Source organism: Bifidobacterium sp. ESL0769 (assembly GCF_029395495.1).
Taxonomy (GTDB): domain Bacteria; phylum Actinomycetota; class Actinomycetes; order Actinomycetales; family Bifidobacteriaceae; genus Bifidobacterium.
Genome location: NZ_CP113918.1, coordinates 1,303,050 through 1,320,316 on the forward strand (window position 1 = coordinate 1,303,050; position 17,267 = coordinate 1,320,316).

Here is a 17,267-nt window from a genome sequence, read left to right on the forward strand (position 1 = left end):
GCCTCCTCACTTGTTTCGAATCTAAAAAGTCTTGCACCATCTAGCATACTCGTCCTCATAATGGCTGAAACACCAATCCACGGATTGGTAAAATGCCTCATTGACGAAGTTCCAATCGCTATTCGGAATTTTGACAATCTTGCTAGCAGGCAGTTTTCGACATCTACGAAAACGATGATGATGAATCGTGCCATGTTTGGAATCAATCTCATGAAAATTATGACGGGAACGAGCATCGGGAGCCAAAGCGTCCAGAATAACCGAAAAGTCGACAACCATGTTTTTGTAACACTTCTTCGGGCATTCATGCAATACGATCGAATCTTCCAAAGGAATTTTCACATCGTCGAAACAAGGCTCAGCATCCAGCGGAAGTTCATAGCTTTGCTGACCTAATTGCCTCTTAGCAAATGCAGCAGAGACATCGGATGTTTTCTTTGCAAAAGAGGGGTTCCTACCATCGTCTCTTTTTCTTTCCGACATTGATTCCACCTGCCTTCGCCACAACGCGTACCGTAATTTAAACATTAAAATCGACTAGCCAAACCAGCCGCTTTACCGTATAGCAATATACTACAAATATTACAATCAATGACGGACTCGAGACGAATTTCTTGTGGTCTTTTTAAAACACTCACCCACCGAAGAAGGTGAAGGTGCCGGCGGCGGCGGAGGCGATGAGAGCAATCGTCGGGACTACGGCGCAGACGACGACGAAGACCCAATCTCTCGGATGGACACGGCTGACGCGGGCGTGGGTTCTGGGGATATCGCCGCCGAAACCGCGAGCTTCCATTGCCGTGGCGAGTGTCGTGGAACGTCGGATGGACAGGACCAGCAAGGCAAAGGTTTGCGGGAAGAACGCTTTGACCTTGTTTTCGTCGCCCAAGCCGCGGGAACGACGTGAGGCAGTCAGGGCGGCCCAATCGTCGCGAATCACCGAGAAGAGACGCATGCCAGCGAGGCCACCATAGACGAAACGATCGGGCAAGTGGAGAATCTGACTGAAAGAATCGGCCAGGTCTGTGGTCTCGACGCCAAGAACCGCGATAATAGCGGGGATACCGACAGCAAGAATACGGATGCCAGTGGCGAGCGCCAGCACCGCCGACCGGTCGGTGACGGTAATCATCGTCCAATGCCACCAAACTCGGCCTCCCTCCTTGCCGTAGAGCAGCACGGCGAGCGCCGAACCGGGAGCGCCGATGAACACCGGCCAGGTCGATTTGACCACGCGCCAGGGCTTGAGACCGATGCAAGCGAGCAAAATGAACTCAAGCAACAACGCGATGCTTGCCGAAACCCAGTCAAGGCTGAAAATCAACGGCAATGCGGCGATGAAACCGCCCAGCATTCTAAACGTGGGGTTGAGCGAGGCGAGGAACGGCGAACGGCTGGATTGCCTTACCTTCTCGTCGCGCTCGTTGACCGGGCTGACAGTGATGGTGGTGTCAATGGCCTTGAGATTGGCACCGTTAGATGACACGGTATCGTCTTCGCTGGCTTTTTCGATAATCTGCGATTTCTTAGACACGTGCATCGAACGGACACCTGTGTCGTCACCCCGTGCTTGCAATTCGATTACCCGTGCACCAAGAGCCGTAACCAGATCGCGGTCGTGAGTAACCACGATGACGCTGACACCGTCACCACGTAGGGAATGAATCAGCGAGACGATCTGCATCCATGTGCGCCGGTCCTGCCCGAAAGTCGGCTCGTCGAGAATGATGACGCGAGGGGCTGCGGCAAGCGAGGCGGCAACAGTCAAACGACGCTTTTCGCCGCCGGAAAGCGTATACGGGTTGACCGAAGCATATTGCGAAAGTCTGAAGCGACGCAGCAATGCCATCGCCTTTTTCTTAGCCTCCTCTTCCGGCGTTCCTGTTCGCAAGAGCCCCAGCATGACTTCTTCGAGCACACTGCCCCGCGCAAACTGATGCTCAGGATTCTGGAACACATAGGAAATCCTTGCCGCCAGTTCCGTCGATTTCCATTCCATCGGCGAATTGCCGCTTGCACCTTTTGCCAGTTCAGGCGAGGCTTCGACACTACCTGCCACGGGTTGCAAAAGTCCGGCCAAAGTCAATGAAAGCGTGGATTTGCCGACACCGTTGCGGCCAACCAATGCCGTGATTTGTTCAGCGGCAAACGATATGTTGATATGCTCGGCTATGGCCTTACCATTACGCCCGATAGCGAGGTCGTTGGTGGCAAGCAGCGCCTTGCCGTCACCTATCGCGGGGTCGCTGGCCGGTTCGTCATCGGTATAAATACGGTGAATTTCGTCTTCTGGTCGGCGGTATTTATCGGGCATCCAGATACCGAGCGCGGCGAAATCAAGATCACGATTTTCAAACACCTCGTCAGGTGTGCCATCGGCGACCACAATCGTACGTCGGAACCCGCTGTGGTCGATTTCAGCATCGTCGCCGACCTGAGTGACTCGCGCCTTGACCTGATCGTCGGACTCAAGGCCGAGAACGATGACCCTATCGATAAGCTCAATCCACGGGCCAGCCCGATGCTCGACCAGAAGCATCGTCGCCTCGGTATCATGCAATACATCGGAAACGGCGTCAATAACCTGCTCGACGCCTTCCGGATCAAGGTTCGCCGTCGGCTCGTCAAGAAGCAACGCGCCGGGCTGCATGGCCAATGCCCCGGCCAAGGCAAGCCGCTGCATCTGACCGCCGCTCAAGTGCATGGTGGAACGATGAAGCTGCAGGCCTTCAAGCCCTACAGCAGCAAGGCCTTGCCTGACACGTTGCCAAGTCTGCGGACGCGGCACACCCATGTTTTCCGGACCGAACGCGACGTTGTCGCCAAGCCTCTCGAAAATCGTCTGCGCATCAGGGTCTTGCAACACGAGTCCGACACGTCCGTGCGCGGCGGCAGCCGGGATGCCATCAATGAAAACCCCGCCCTCGGTGACTCCGCCTTCAGAATCCTCGACAGCGATGACTTGGCCAGCGCTGTCTTGTTCCCTCGCGCCCTGCCCGTCTTCGTTCGCGCTCTCCACCGCGTCCCCGCCGAGCAGCCCCGAGGCACCTTCCAGAATCGTCGACTTCCCAATGCCGGAAGCACCAAGCAGAAGCACGTGCTCACCGGCGTGGATATCAAGGTTCAGTCCACGCACCGCGAAATGCTTACGTGAGGCGTGACGATAGCCCCAATTGTTGAAACTGATCGAAGCGGGCTCAACTTTGGGGGAAGTGCTGACATCAGACGATTTCGTATCTTGCAGAACCACTCCGGTTTTGGCGGCAGAGACAGCCGAAGCACGCTGTGGTGAACCGTCACCTTTTCGGCTTCCGGCCACCTTTGATTGCTTGGCTTGCATGCGTTCCCCCATCACTGCCTCAGAATTCTACCTGATACCGCTCACTTGCCCGCGGCGCGAACCTGGCGGCCGGAAGCGAATTTGTCGATGGCACCGGTTTTCGCGATGGCGATATAGAGGTACCACATCAATACGCCTGCGACCAGCGCCCCGGAAATCACCGTGGCGACCAGATACCAGATGCCGTAAGCGCCGGTGATGTTGAAACCCTGTAGATGGGTGAAGAACGTGTAGGCCCAGCAGCCGACGGCCGAAACCACGCCGGAAAGCGTGACCGTGACGATGTTCCAGACCTTGTAGGCCACGCACAGGAACACGACTTCAGCGCAAAGCCCCTGAACCAAGGCGATGAGGAACGTCTCCATGCCGCCCCAGGAATTGCCCAGCAACGATTCGAGCACGCCGGCGACGACCTCGGCGTAGGTGGCCGCGCCGGGCTTACGCACGATAACCGCGGCAAGAGGTCCGGCAAACAGCCAAAGGCCGTTCATCAGACCGCCGAGACCGGGAATCAGCGCGTCAAGAGGTGAACCGATCGGGCCGTATAGCAACGCCGCGGCCCAGTAGACGAATGTGCTGACCACGCCGATGACCGAGGCGACGGCGATGTCGACGACACGCCACTTGAGGTTCGGTTTCGAAGTGATAGTTGCTTGATTCGATGATGACATGATTTGTGCCTTTCCGCTGTGCGCACCGCCTATCGGCGCGCATATCAAGGCACGGGAAAAGAGAGACGTCCGTGCGCCGGCATTGTCCGGACTCACGTTCATTCGGTCGAGGATATTCCTCATCTCAGCCGGCCCCAAAAGGCCAGCCCCCGTGTCAATTCGCCATCCTAGAGCAATCCCCTGTCAATCAGCCTACGGGTAGTCGTGTGGGGGTTGGGGCATACAATGCTCGACACGCTCCGGGCCGCTCTGGCCAAGTCTTTACGGTCGAGCATCGCATGCCCCAACCCCCACACTTGTGCACGGAGGAATCTGACTGACCAGGGGTTGCGGGAGGCGGCTCACAAGCGAATAGCTACCGCATGCATAAGGAGCCTTATGACAACGACCTCTGATTGCGCCCACACAAATCCAATAATCTTAAGCATGCGGCAGCTATTCGCTTTTAGTACCACCGACCCTGATTCTTTATCATTTGGAGATTACGACCAGTAAATTCCCCCTATGAGATTAGTGGCGGCGGCAGATATGCGATGTTTTGGCATAAAGCTTGGCCTACCGGCCTGGAGGGTGCCTAAACATTGTATATCTGCCGCCGCCACGACTAATCGTTGGGACGAGCGAGTTAATAGCTTATCGCGCGAGTTTGGTAAGAATCAGGGCCTCGGTGAGGACGTTGTTTTTTAGGCTCGTCAGGTCGACTGATTCGTTGGGGCTGTGGGCGTTGCCCTTCGGGTCTTCGGGGCCGGTGACCAAGACCTGGGCGTCGGGGAAGATGCGCTGCAGTTCGGGGATGAACGGGATCGAGCCGCCTTCGCCCTTGTTGATCGGGTCGACACCGAAGGCCTCACGCATCGATTCCAACGCATCCTGTGTGGCTTCCGCGTTGGGATCCATGCTCCAACCCATACCGGCGTCAACCATGGAAGCGGAAACCTCGGCACCAAACGGTGCGTGCGAGGTCAGGAAATCGGCGACGGCTTTGGCTGCGGCTTCAGGGCGCTGGTTCGGCGCAGTGCGGATGGAGATGCGGAAGCGGGTCTCGTTGGCGATGACGTTGAACGAGCCTTCCACCGGATGCGCGTCGAAGCCGATGACAGAAATGCTGGGCTTGGTCCACAGACGCGAGGCCAGCGAGCCGGTGCCTGCGAAACGGTAAGAATCGACCACGGAGGAATCAGCACGAACGCTGGCCTCGTCAAGATCCCGTTGAAGTCCGCCGACAGGGTCTCCCCCTTCGAGTCCCGGAATATTCAGCGAACCATTTTCGTCATACATTGAGGCGATCAGCATGGAAGACAAGGTATTCGTGTCGAGAATCGGCCCACCGAACTGGCCGGAATGCACCGGATGCTCCAGCGCCTTCACCGTCACATCCAGATCGGTGTTGCCACGCAGACTGGTGGTGAGGCTGGGGATCTCGGCGCTCCAGTTGCCGGAATCGGCCACGATGATGACATCGGAATCGAATTCGTCCTGATGCGCCTCGATGAAGGGAATGAAGCTCGGCGAGCCCATCTCCTCCTCGCCTTCGATGAAGACCTTGATATTGACCTTCAGATCGTCGCCCAACGCGTGCAACGCGCCGGAATGGATGGCGATGCCACCGCTGTCATCGGTCGCACCGCGTCCATAAAGCCGACCATCGATTTCGGTGGCCACAAACGGATCGGTGTCCCAAGCGGAGGCGTCAGGCACGGGCTGTACGTCGTGATGTGCATAAAGCAGCACGGTGGGCGCGTCGGAATCGACGATCTTGGAACCCACCACTTCGAAAGCCCCCGGGGTGCCGTCGGGATTCTTGGACTGCACCACTTTGGCATCCACACCTCGTTCTTTGAGCTCATCGGCCACGAATTGCGCCGAGCGACGCATGTGTTCGCCGGTGATGCCCTCGGCCGAAACGGATTTCAGCGCGACCTTCCTGCTCAACAGATCGACAACGCGGTCAAAATCGGCATCAACCCGCGAACGCAGTTCTTCTTTGCTCAATGCAGCCATGTCATGCTCCTTATCAACGTGTTCATTCACCTCGATAATCACACAGCCCCGAGAAAAACGCGAGGAAATCGCCGGAAAACGCTTCAATCCCCTATATTTCCGTCGGTTTGCGCGTCGAGGCTTGCCCGTAATCTCAAAAGAATGACATGGAATCCCTTCAGCAAGGACAAAGACAAGGAAGCGGCGCAGAAATCCGTCGATTCCGAACTGAATGAACCCGAGGAGCAGGAAGGCAAAGGCCGTCCCACGCCCAAGCGCAAGGTTGCCGAGGAGCGCAACCTGCACCCAATCGTTCCCAAGAACCGTAAGGCAGACCGCAAGGCCGCCAAAGACCGTATCCGGAAGAAAGAGGACGAGCAGTACGAAGCGATGCGTACCGGAGACGTGGCTCATATGCCGCGTGTGGAACGCGACCCGGCGCATATTTATGCCCGTGATTACGTTGACGCCCGCTTTAATCTCGCCGAGTACTTCATTCCGGTGATTTTCGGCGTGATGATTTTCGGCATCATCATCGCCATCAAGTGGCCGGCGCTTTATACCCCGATTCTTATGCTGTCATACGTTTATATGATTGCCGCGATCATCGATATCGCCGTGATGTGGTTCAAGCTCAAAAAGAAGCTCATCGAGAAGTTCGGTGAGAAATCTGTGGGCAAAGGTTCGCGCATGGGCTCCTATGCTTGGGGACGCGCCCTGCAGCTTCGTCGTTGGCGCGTACCGAAGCCGACGTCGAAGAAACGCGGAAACTGGCCGAAATAAAGCCGGAAACGTCGATTTCTTTCCAATGCCTTTGCCGCATTCTTGGTGATGCGTACGAAGGCATTTTTGTTTGCCGACGACATCATTGCCGCGCTCGATATCCCTTCTTTTACCGTTATTATTGGATTAATCAAACCTTGGAGCATTCATGACCACACATGTTGATATCGCCATTATCGGCGGCGGACCCGGCGGATATGCCACCGCGTTGCGTGCCAGCGAACTCGGGCTTTCGGTCGTCCTGATCAATCGCGAAGAGAAACTCGGCGGCACCTGTCTCAACCGCGGATGTATCCCGTCCAAAGCCCTCATTACCGTGACACGTGCGATTCATAACGTCAGCGACACAAAACGCATGGGGGTCAATGCAAGTATCGAGAGCATCGACTTCAACAAACTGACGGAGTTCAAAAGCAATGCTGTCAACGCCATGACCGACGGCTTGGCTTCACTGCTAGCAGCGAGAAAAGTGACGGTAATCAAGGGCGAGGCTTCGATTATTGCGGACCATCGCGTAAAAGTAGTGGTTGACGAAACAAACGGAGACGATGCTCCCTCCGAAATCACAGCCGACAACATCGTGATAGCTACAGGTTCACGTCCTCGTCCCCTGCCGGGTCATCCTTTCGAAGGCGTCGTAATCGATTCGACGCAAGCGCTCAGCCTGCCACGATTCCCCAAAACCGCGGTCATCATCGGGGCCGGAGCCGTTGCTGTGGAATTCGCCTCGATGTGGAACGCGGCAGGCGTCGACGTGACCATGTTGATTCGTCGCGAACGCGTGCTTTCACACGCGCATCGTCGCACTTCGATGGCACTGACCCGGGCGCTGGCCAAAGACGGAGTACATGTCGTCGCTCACAGTCATGTCACCGATATCGAAAACGAAGTAAACTCAACGGACGCAAATGGGGCAACCGTCAGCTACACCACCGACAAGAATGAGACCATACGTGAAGTCCAAGCTGACGTCGTATTGGCGGCTATCGGGCGCGACCCCAATACCGATGCCGATTGGTTGCGCAGCGCCGGCATCGAACTCGATGAACACAATATGGTGAAAACCGATGCTTTTGGACGAACCAGCCAACCGGGAATCTGGGCGTTAGGCGACATCACACCAGGCCCGGCACTGGCCTATCGCGCCTTCGAACAGGGCATCGTCATCGCCGAAACCATCGCCGGGCGCAATCCCGAACCGGTCGACAACGACACGGTTCCCGAAGTCGTCTTCTCCACTCCGGAATTCGCCAGCGTGGGATTGACGATGGAACAAGCCAAAGCGGACCCCGACATCAGCGAACCCAAAGAGACTGCTTATCCGATGATGGGCAACGCGCGAATCCTCATGAGCGGCGAAGCCGGGTCCATGTCGGTGGTCACCGGAAGCTATACGGACAAACCTGATACGCCGGTAATCTTGGGCGTCCATATGCTCGCCCCCGACGCAGGTGACCTGATTGCCGAAGCTGAAGAGCTCGTCGGCAACCGCGTCCCGCTCTCGGATGCCGCACGTCTCATCCATCCGCACCCCACCTTCAGCGAGGCGTTCGGCGAGACACTGCTCAAGGCCGACGGTCGGCCGTTGCACACAAGATAAACACGACAAATTGACTGCAAATTGACGGTACTGCCGGCGCAACCGCATGTTTTGCGTCGCAACCACTCCCTAAAATCGTGATTTAGTTTGTTCGTGCCAGAAAATACAAGTGAGGAAGTCGATGGCCAAAGAGAAAAAGGCGAAGAAAGACAAGAAAAAAGGCCCGAAAGTCATCAATCAGATTCGCCAGATCTATAAGTACACCTATGCGGAAGACAAGTCACTGCCATGGCTTTTGGCAGGTGCCTTCCTGCTACCGGTCGTGGTCGGCGTCGTCGCCGGCCTGCTGCTGCACTGGGGCTGGCTGACCTGGATTTTCATGATCATCCTCTTGGTGATGCTTGGCGTGCTGCTCTTTACGATGACTTTGACCAATCGCGCAGACAAGGTAGGCTACGAGAAGCTGGAAGGCCAGCCGGGTGCCGCCATCAGCGTGCTCGGCAATATCAACAAGGCCGGATATTCCTTCCCCCAGACCCCGGTCTGGATCGATCCGAAGACCAAAGAGGCGATTTGGCGCGGAACCGGATACAACGGCATCTATCTGTTGGCCGAAGGTAGCGCAAGCCGCACCAAGCGGCCGCTGGAGCGTCAAAAGCAGGCCATCAAAGGCGTGACCGCCGGAAGCGACATCCCTGTCTTCTGCATTTCCGTGGGCACCGATGAAGGACAGACCAGACTCAAGGATTTGCGTAAGACCGTGCTCAAATGCAAGAGCTATGAGCCGATCGAACACAAGTTCGCGTTCATGAACAAGATTCATCCGCATCGCCGCTTCGTGCTCACCAAGGAAGAGCTCGATACGTTGAATGGCCGCCTGCGCACGCTGCAAGAGAAGCGCGGTCTCGGTATTCCCAAAGGTATGGACCCCACGCGCCCGCAGCATATCAGCCGCCGAGCCATGCGCGGTCGGTGATCTCATCCTCTCGTGACCAAATCGCGAGAGGATTTTTTATTTCCTTTTCCCTTATAATTCAACAAATTCCAATGAAAAATCGCCGTCCGAAACATATTCGTAACCCAAGACGCGACCTATGGAAACCCGGTACCTTACACTTGAACATTGTTAGCACAACGAAAGGAGCGGTCCATTGACTGCACTCGAAACCAAGGAAGACCTCGAAGCCCTCATCAACACGGAAGGTGTGGAATATATCTCCGTACGCTTCACCGACCTGCTGGGCGGCCAGCAGCACTTCACGGTGCCTGCCAGTGAATTCCTCAAAGACGCATTCACTGACGGCGAGCCATTCGATGGATCCTCGATTCGCGGCTTCCAGGCCATCGAGAATTCCGATATGAAGCTCGTTCCGGATGTCTCCACCGCTTTCGTGGACCCGTTCCGCAAGCACAAAACGCTCGTCGTCTCGCACTCCGTGGTCGATCCGATCACCATGGAGCCTTATTCGCGCGATCCGCGTCAGGTCGCTGCCAAGGCCGAAGCCTACATCAAGTCGACCGGCGTGGCCGACACCGCCTGTTTCGCCCCCGAGGCCGAATTCTTCCTCTTCGACAGCGTACGCTATGAGAACACGATGCAGCGTTCCTTCTACGAAGTCGATTCCATCGAAGCTCCATGGAACACCGGTGCCGAAGTCGAGGCCGATGGTTCGGCCAACGTCGGCTTCAAGAACCGTGTCAAGGGCGGCTACTTCCCGCCGGCTCCGCAGGACCACAACCAGGATCTGCGTGACGACATGGTCGCCAACCTGCAAAAGGTCGGCCTGATTCTTGAGCGCAGCCACCACGAAGTCGGCGGCGCTGGTCAGCAGGAAATTAACTACCGATTCAACACCCTGCAGCACGCCGGCGACGACCTGCAGAAGTACAAGTACGTCGTGCATGAGACCGCGTTCGAGGCGGGCAAGGCCGTGACCTTCATGCCCAAGCCGATCGCCGGCGACAACGGCACTGGCATGCACTGCCATCAGTCACTCTGGAAGGACGGCAAGCCGCTCTTCTACGACGAGAACGGCTACGGCGGCCTTTCCGACATTGCGCGTTGGTACATCGGCGGCCTCATCAAGCACGCTTCCTCCGTGCTTGCCTTTACCAACCCGTCGCTCAACTCCTACAAGCGCCTGGTGCCCGGCTACGAAGCCCCGACGAACCTCGTCTACTCGGCCCGCAACCGTTCGGCCGCAATCCGCATCCCGTTCGCCGGCACTGCTCCTGCGGCCAAGCGCATCGAGTTCCGCGTCCCTGATCCTTCCTGCAACCCGTTCCTTGCCTTCTCGGCCCAGCTGATGGCCGGCATGGACGGCGTTCTGAACCACATCGAGCCCCCGGCTCCTGTCGACAAGGACGTCTACGAGCTGCCGCCGGAAGAGCTGGACAACATGAAGCACGTTCCCGCCTCCCTTGGCGAGGCGATGGATGCCCTCGAAGAAGACAACGACTTCCTGACCGCCGGCGACGTCTTCACCACCGACCTCATCGATACCTGGGTTTCGCTCAAGCGCGACGAGATCGACCAGCAGCGTCTGGCTCCGACCCCGCTCGAGTACGAGCTCTACTTCAACTGCTGAGCTTGAGACCTGACAAACCTACTGTCAATCTGCATTGATTGGCTGATTAATTGCCACACTGACTGATGTTGGTGTGGCAATTTTTTATACTATTTTCCTTAACATTTATTTATGTGATACATATCTGCGTAAACGTATCTAGGTAAAACAGATACGCAAATTCCCCGATGCGTAAAATTTATAAATTTATGTGGTCAATATAGTCGTCATAAACCTATCACAATTTTATTGAATTCCACACGTACCGATAGTCTTAAATCATCCAGTGCATTGGCGCAAAGAAGAAGGAAACATTGAGATTCTGTAATCACTGCGGAGCAGCATTACCCGACGGCGTTCAGTTCTGTCCTAATTGTGGGACCCCGATTGTTCCGTCCCAGCAACCCCATGGCCAACCGCAAGCGCTATTCCAACAGCAGCCTCAGCCGCAACAATTCCAGACGCAACCAGGGCAATTCCAGCCGCAAGTACAACCTCAACCGCAGGTGCAGCCGCAGCAATTCCGAGCGCAGAGTCAACCTACACTCCAACCGCAACAATTCTCAAATCCCGGCGTTCTACACGCCGCGGGCGCGCCGCAATTCAGCCAAGCTCCCGGCCTGCCTCCCATGCCTGCCGTTCAATACGGCAACCCGATGCCCCAACAGGTTGCCGCGCAATCCACCAAAAACCGCAACATCATTATCGCCGTTCTCGCATCCGTGTTGGCCGTCCTCCTGGTGATAGGCGCGGTGATACTTACCCGGCCCGGATCATCCTCCGGCCATTCCGGCATCATCAAACCCGGAGTTCCTGAAGGAACGTGGTCGTTCAGCATCAGTTCGTCAGGATTAAAAATCAAACTCATCAGCATCGATGTGGACAAAGATGGTGTGGCAACGCTCTCTTCTCTAGACAAGAAGTACTTACGAGGAGATCTCACTCTCGCCGATTACGACAAGGAAAGCGTCACTTACGACGTGAAGAACATGAAAGTTCTGGTCAATGACGACGACTATAAAGATTTCGACTTCAAGCGTATTACTATGCCGCGCACAGGGGTAGTGGGCAAGTGGATTGTGGATATGAATGATAAGGATGAGAGCGGGAAATTCGGTATAAATGTGAGCAGCAACCACGACATCACATTCAATTGGGATACCCCGGAAGACCGTAATTATATCGATGCCACTTGGAAAAAGACAGATTCCGGCGGCGCCACCGATACCTATGTGGTCGAGGATGGGTCGAAACTGATGGGAGGCCTTCTTGGCAGTGAAGACAATGCCAACGACTCAGACAAAATCCAATTGGAGTTCACAATCCCGTCCGACCGATGAAAACCCGACTGATAGACAAGCGTGTTCTGACAACTTGCGAGGTCAGAACACGCTTGTCTATCACGAAACCACTATGATTCAGAGCTGATAAGCCCTGCTTCGATGAAAGCCCGATGGTAAATCGAACGAATGGTATCTTGCTTGCGCTGGTTATATTCTGACACCGTGCTGGTATGAGTATGATTTGCAGCTTCACGTTTTACCGAAATATAAAGGTGCCGGTCCTCAGCATTCTGCCGCAGCCAATTACGAAATATGAGATGGCGCACAGCTTCGGGGGAACCGACCGACCAGACATGCAGATTGCAGGCCGGATCGTCACCGCGGAACATGCGATGCTCGTACCACCACGGCTCCCGGATAACCAACCGGAATCCGGCTTTCTCAAGTGCAGGTGTATACAAACGTTCCTCAGCCGAATTGGCAACGGTAAGATCGATGTCAATCACCGGCTTCGCGGCAAGTCCCGGCACCGAAGTGGAACCGATATGCTCAATACCCAATGCACGAAAACCGAGTGCGTTGACGATAGCCATACGTAACTTTTCGAAAAGCGTCGGCCATGACGAATCATAAGGAACGACGGCGATATCTCGTCGTGGCTCTCCACTTACAAACGGCGATTCTCCCCGCGGTGCAGGAGTATCGTCAAAAGTCACAATGGCCTTGCGAAACGCCGCCGATTCCGAATATTCACCTCGGTCCGCAACCACATCGCCGCCCAGATTATTATTCATGAACAAGTCTTTTCCCTTGTGTTCGGTTTAATTCACAGACCCCATAATATATTAGGCATAATCAGGAAGCATGTTCCACAATGTTTATTTGACTCTCATTTTTGAACAAACGAAAGAGCGTGAGCTTTTCATCGCATCAGCTTGTTTGCGAGGTCGGTAAACGCATCGGCAACCGGGGTTGAGGCAAGGGAACCATCGGGATTGAGGACCGCTGGGCGGCCGGAATCATCGATTTCACGGATTTCTGGCTGAAGGGGAAGCTTGGTCAGAAGCGGGACATCATAGCCCAGGGCCTCGGTGAGTTGATCGGAAACACGCTGGCCACCGCCTTCGCCGAAGATGCGCAGCCGTTCGCCCTTATGGTCAAAATAGCTCATGTTCTCAACTACGCCACGCACCTTCATTGGCACCTGCAAGGCGACCAGCCCCGAACGCACAGCAACATCGGAGGCGCTGGGTTGCGGAGTGGTGACCACCACCAGCTCGGCGTTGGGCAACGCCTGGGCCACTGAAATCGCCATGTCGCCAGTTCCCGGCGCCAAATCGAGTAACAGCACGTCAGGACTGCCCCACCATACGTCAGCGAGAAATTGTTCAAGGGAACGTTGCAGGCGCGGCCCACGCCAGAGAATCGCGCGGTCGGCTCCGGCGAACATACCGATGGAAATCATCTTGACGCCCCAGGCGACCACGGGCATCAGCATGCCGTTCAAATCAGTCGGTCGGGAATGAACACCGAATAACGACGGCAGGGAAAAACCGTAGATATCGGCATCGATGGCGGCCGTATCATAACCAAGCGCCGCGAATGTGGCCGCAAGATTGGCGGTGACCGATGACTTGCCCACGCCGCCTTTGCCTGAGGCAATGGCGAAGATGCGGGTTTTCGTGCCGGGCTTGTTGAAGAGGTTCTGGCGACGTTCCGCCTTGAGCTCGCCCACGAGTTTCTCGAGCTTTTCGCGGCTCATCGCCCCGATTTCGATTTTCGGTGTCAGCTTGGCGTCAGGGTAGGTGAGCACGGACTGCGTGATACGTTTGCTGATGATCTTGGAAAGCGGGCAGCCTGGTACAGTGAGCTCGACGTGGACAGTGACGTCATAAGTATTATCGCCCGTATTAGATTTGACGGCCTTAACGTCGGGAATCATGCCCAAATCGGTGACGGAACGACCTAATTCGGGATCGATGACATGGCTCAAACGCTCGTAGATCTGCTGTTCGATCTGCCGTTCCATCGTGTCGTTCTGCGTCATCGTACCTTCCTTTTCACTCGCCTTCCACTGTATCGTTTCCACCGACGGCTCGCCAGTACTTTTATGCATTACGTCATTCAGCGTTTCGCACCGCTCAGCATTTCGAGACGTTCAGTTCTTGTCCTCTGGTTCACCGGTTTCGAGCAGTGTCTTGAACTGGGCCTCGTCGAGCATCGGCACGCCGAGTTCCTCAGCCTTGGCTTCCTTGGAGCCCGCATTCGCGCCAACGACCACGTAATCCGTTTTCTTGCTCACCGAACCGGCAGCCTTGCCGCCGCGTTCGACGATGGCTTCCTTGGCGGATTCACGGCTGTAGCCTTCCAGCGAACCCGTGACGACGACCGTCTTGCCAGCAAGCGTCTGGGGTAGCGTGTTCTCTTCGACGCTTTGACCAACGCCGGCGGCTTCCCAAGCCTCGAGGATTTTGCCCCGCCAATCCCCCGGCTTACGGGCGTCCGCAAACCACGAAACCACGGATTCGGCGATTTCCTGACCGATGCCGTCGATGGCAACCAAATCGTCCACGCTCGCATGGGCGATGGCGTTCAGAGATCCAAACCGGTTGGCGATCAAACGTGCCGTAGGAGGACCGAGACGACGAATGGAAAGCGCCACCAGCACCCGCCAAAGGTCGGCCTGTTTGGCCTTGTCAATCTCCTCGAGCATCTTCTTGGTATTCTCACCGGGACGGACGTAGACGGGCACCTCGGTAACTCCGTCGCGCGTCTTGCGCCGCTTCGACCCCACAACCATGGCATCGGCAGGAACATCATACTCCGGATACTTGCGCGAAAGCGATTGAACTTGAGCCTGCATTGCCGCCGACACCCTACCTTCGTCATGCGTGGGAGCACCTTCGCTGCCATTGACTCGCGCTTGGCTGCGAAGCTCAGCAGAAATCTCTCCGCCATCTTCAACAGACGCTTGATTCCCGTTCTCCGCTGCCTTTTTTGAGGGTTTCTTTTTCTTCGCCTCCATCGGAATCGTCCAAAACGCAGGGACACGGTGCCACAGGCCTGAACCTCCGCGGTTCTTGCGGCGCTTCTGCTTGCGTCCCTTTTCGTTGACATGCTCGCTGACCTCGATGATGTCGGATTCGCGCCAGACCTCGACATTCTTCAGGTCGTCAGCGTTGAGATTGAACACCCCGGCTTCACTGGTGAGCACCGGCTTCTGCTTTTCAGGCAGTTGAAGCCCAACCGGCGGTTCGTAAGGCTCAGGTTCCTCACCGGGACCGACTTCGATATCGCGCAGGTCGGGAGCATAGGTCGCCACGGTGTCGGGCCGGTTCTCCTCCGGATTGGTAAGAGCGATGGCGCTCTGCTCCCCCAGGTGCTCGATATCCAGCGCCTTGCGGCTGGCCAGGTTCATGACCCGCTGAGTGAACTGCGCGGGGCAGCTTTCGACGTTCGGGCAGCGGATATCCTTGTCGCCTTCCTTGGCGGGGGCCAGTTTGGCTCCGCAGGACGGGCAATATTCGGGCATGACGAATTCGCGCAGCTCGTTTTCGTGGCCTTTGCGCCGTTCCAATACCGGCCCGACGATCTCAGGAATGACGTCGCCGGCCTTGCGAACGACAACGGTGTCACCGATCATCACGTTCTTATGCTTGACCTCGGAAGGATTGTGCAAGGTTGCGGCGGCGACGGTCGAGCCGGCGACATAAACCGGCTGGAGCACAGCAACCGGCGTGACACGGCCGGTACGGCCAACCTGAACGACGATATTAAGCAGCTTGGTGTTGACTTCTTCCGGCGGATATTTATATGCGATGGCCCAACGCGGGGCACGCGAGGTGGCGCCGAGCCTGCGCTGCAGTGCCAGGTCGTCAACCTTCACCACGATACCGTCGAGCGCGTGTTCGATGTCGCCGCGGTGCTCGCCGTAATAGTCGATCATGTCAAGAATTTGGTCGAAGCTGGTGATTTCACGGTTGTGAGGAGAGACCGGAATCCCCCACTTTTTGTAGAGATCGTAGGCTTCGGACTGGTCGTTGACGGCATCATGGCCTTCGTTGGCACTGCCGGGTGCCCATTGCAGCAGCCCCAAGCCGTGCGCGTAGAAACTCAAATGCCGGGATGCGGCAATCCTCGGGTCCTTCTGACGCAGCGAGCCTGCTGCAGCGTTGCGCGGGTTGGCGAACGGCGCCTTTCCTTCGTTTTCGTTGACCTTGTTGAGCTCGTGGAAATCGTCCCAGCGCATGAATACTTCGCCACGAATCTCGACAAATCGCGGGATGTCTTCACTCGCTCCTTGAAGGTTCTGCGGAATCGAGGCGATGGTACGCACATTGGTGGTGATGTCCTCGCCGGTCGTGCCGTCACCACGCGTCAGCCCCTGTTCCAGAACACCGTCACGATACAACAGATCAAGTGCGAGCCCGTCAATCTTGACTTCGCAGGTCATTGGCAATGGTTTGCCTTCCGGCCATTCCAAGGCTTTCAGTACACCGTCGTACCAGTCTTTCAGCTCGGAGACGGAAAACACATCGTCTAGGCTCAGCATCCTCGAAGGCAGCGTAACATCGGGGAATTCATTCGAAAATGTGCCGCCGACACGATGGGTCGGCGATTGCGGGTTGTCCAAAGCCGGGAAATCAGCCTCGAGCGCCTGCAGGCAACGCATGAAGATGTCGTAGGCGGCATCGGAGGAAACCGGATCGGAATCGATGTAATAGGCTATCTGATCGCTTTCGACCCATGCGGCCACACGGGCCCAGAGCCGTGCCGCGGCCTCGCTTGAAAGCTTGGAAACGTCGAGCTTTTCAAGCCTTGTGGCATCGGCATCGGTATGCTGCAATGCGGCGATCCATTCCAGAGAGCCGGGCTCATATCGGGCAGCACCGACGTTGTCGCCGACTTCGGGTTTATCGCCTTCAAAATCCCAGGCCAACTGGTCGCCTTGAGACGAAGCTTGAGTATCGTTTTGCTCGTTTTTCGGTTTCGCCGATTTGACCATTTTCCCCATCCAATCCATACACAAGACCAACAGTATTACAATATCAGCCTCGCACCATTCCCTCTGATTGTACGGTCATGTCAAGAAAGCGGACAGAG

At 56.2% G+C, this 17,267-nt stretch carries 12 protein-coding genes and 1 riboswitch; of the genes, 5 read left to right on the forward strand and 7 right to left on the reverse strand.

Annotated elements, in window-relative coordinates:
- Positions 1-21 precede the first annotated feature (21 nt).
- From OZX72_RS05340 to OZX72_RS05355, 4 genes are all read right to left on the reverse strand, one after another.
- Positions 22-483: a hypothetical protein gene (locus tag OZX72_RS05340; protein ID WP_277157652.1), complete on the reverse strand. Its 462-nt coding sequence runs from the start codon at positions 481-483 to the stop codon at positions 22-24.
- Positions 484-634: 151 nt separating this feature from the next.
- Entirely contained in the window at positions 635-3,340 is a 2,706-nt protein-coding gene (locus OZX72_RS05345) for an ATP-binding cassette domain-containing protein (protein WP_277157653.1), read from the reverse strand.
- A 41-nt stretch (positions 3,341-3,381) separates the two neighbouring features.
- Positions 3,382-4,011 (reverse strand): ECF transporter S component, encoded by a 630-nt coding sequence (locus tag OZX72_RS05350; RefSeq protein WP_277157654.1) that lies wholly within the window; start codon positions 4,009-4,011, stop codon positions 3,382-3,384.
- Between the two features lie 50 nt (positions 4,012-4,061).
- Positions 4,062-4,174: riboswitch (TPP riboswitch) on the reverse strand.
- A gap of 470 nt (positions 4,175-4,644) precedes the next feature.
- The gene (locus OZX72_RS05355; protein WP_277157656.1) at positions 4,645-6,012 is read right to left on the reverse strand and encodes a dipeptidase; all 1,368 of its coding nucleotides are present in this window, start codon (positions 6,010-6,012) and stop codon (positions 4,645-4,647) included.
- Positions 6,013-6,153: 141 nt separating this feature from the next.
- Here OZX72_RS05355 and OZX72_RS05360 point away from each other — a divergent pair, with 141 nt between their 5' ends.
- The 5 genes from OZX72_RS05360 to OZX72_RS05380 all read left to right on the forward strand — a co-directional run bounded on the left by OZX72_RS05360 (position 6,154) and on the right by OZX72_RS05380 (position 12,221).
- Positions 6,154-6,774: a DUF3043 domain-containing protein gene (locus OZX72_RS05360; protein ID WP_277157658.1), complete on the forward strand. Its 621-nt coding sequence runs from the start codon at positions 6,154-6,156 to the stop codon at positions 6,772-6,774.
- 148 nt (positions 6,775-6,922) lie between these two features.
- Positions 6,923-8,374 (forward strand): dihydrolipoyl dehydrogenase, encoded by a 1,452-nt coding sequence (gene lpdA / locus OZX72_RS05365; protein ID WP_277157659.1) that lies wholly within the window; start codon positions 6,923-6,925, stop codon positions 8,372-8,374.
- Positions 8,375-8,495: 121 nt separating this feature from the next.
- Positions 8,496-9,290 (forward strand): DUF4191 family protein, encoded by a 795-nt coding sequence (locus OZX72_RS05370; RefSeq protein ID WP_277157660.1) that lies wholly within the window; start codon positions 8,496-8,498, stop codon positions 9,288-9,290.
- Between the two features lie 175 nt (positions 9,291-9,465).
- Positions 9,466-10,902 (forward strand): type I glutamate--ammonia ligase, encoded by a 1,437-nt coding sequence (gene glnA, locus OZX72_RS05375; protein ID WP_277157661.1) that lies wholly within the window; start codon positions 9,466-9,468, stop codon positions 10,900-10,902.
- Between the two features lie 608 nt (positions 10,903-11,510).
- Positions 11,511-12,221 carry a hypothetical protein gene (locus tag OZX72_RS05380; RefSeq protein ID WP_277157662.1) on the forward strand — a complete coding sequence of 237 codons (711 nt, stop codon included), beginning with the start codon at positions 11,511-11,513 and terminating at the stop codon, positions 12,219-12,221.
- A gap of 71 nt (positions 12,222-12,292) precedes the next feature.
- Here the strand turns inward: OZX72_RS05380 and OZX72_RS05385 are convergent, their stop codons facing one another.
- From OZX72_RS05385 to ligA, 3 genes are all read right to left on the reverse strand, one after another.
- On the reverse strand, positions 12,293-12,958 hold the full coding sequence (locus tag OZX72_RS05385; RefSeq protein ID WP_277159373.1) for a GrpB family protein: 666 nt from the start codon (positions 12,956-12,958) through the stop codon (positions 12,293-12,295).
- Between the two features lie 128 nt (positions 12,959-13,086).
- Positions 13,087-14,211, reverse strand: coding sequence for an Mrp/NBP35 family ATP-binding protein (locus tag OZX72_RS05390; protein ID WP_277157664.1), 1,125 nt, complete (start codon positions 14,209-14,211; stop codon positions 13,087-13,089).
- Between the two features lie 111 nt (positions 14,212-14,322).
- On the reverse strand, positions 14,323-17,169 hold the full coding sequence (gene ligA / locus OZX72_RS05395) for an NAD-dependent DNA ligase LigA (RefSeq protein WP_277157665.1): 2,847 nt from the start codon (positions 17,167-17,169) through the stop codon (positions 14,323-14,325).
- Between the last annotated feature and the right edge of the window lie 98 nt (positions 17,170-17,267).

What these genes read in the sequence shown, in the direction of transcription:
- OZX72_RS05370 (WP_277157660.1), top strand. Translation starts at nt 8,496, where the DNA reads ATGGCCAAAGAGAAAAAGGCGAAGAAAGACAAGAAAAAAGGCCCGAAA.
- OZX72_RS05355 (WP_277157656.1), bottom strand. Translation starts at nt 6,012, where the DNA reads ATGGCTGCATTGAGCAAAGAAGAACTGCGTTCGCGGGTTGATGCCGAT.
- lpdA (WP_277157659.1), top strand. Translation starts at nt 6,923, where the DNA reads ATGACCACACATGTTGATATCGCCATTATCGGCGGCGGACCCGGCGGA.
- OZX72_RS05350 (WP_277157654.1), bottom strand. Translation starts at nt 4,011, where the DNA reads ATGTCATCATCGAATCAAGCAACTATCACTTCGAAACCGAACCTCAAG.
- OZX72_RS05390 (WP_277157664.1), bottom strand. Translation starts at nt 14,211, where the DNA reads ATGACGCAGAACGACACGATGGAACGGCAGATCGAACAGCAGATCTAC.
- OZX72_RS05380 (WP_277157662.1), top strand. Translation starts at nt 11,511, where the DNA reads ATGCCTGCCGTTCAATACGGCAACCCGATGCCCCAACAGGTTGCCGCG.
- OZX72_RS05345 (WP_277157653.1), bottom strand. Translation starts at nt 3,340, where the DNA reads ATGCAAGCCAAGCAATCAAAGGTGGCCGGAAGCCGAAAAGGTGACGGT.
- OZX72_RS05385 (WP_277159373.1), bottom strand. Translation starts at nt 12,958, where the DNA reads ATGAATAATAATCTGGGCGGCGATGTGGTTGCGGACCGAGGTGAATAT.
- OZX72_RS05360 (WP_277157658.1), top strand. Translation starts at nt 6,154, where the DNA reads ATGACATGGAATCCCTTCAGCAAGGACAAAGACAAGGAAGCGGCGCAG.
- ligA (WP_277157665.1), bottom strand. Translation starts at nt 17,169, where the DNA reads ATGGTCAAATCGGCGAAACCGAAAAACGAGCAAAACGATACTCAAGCT.
- OZX72_RS05340 (WP_277157652.1), bottom strand. Translation starts at nt 483, where the DNA reads ATGTCGGAAAGAAAAAGAGACGATGGTAGGAACCCCTCTTTTGCAAAG.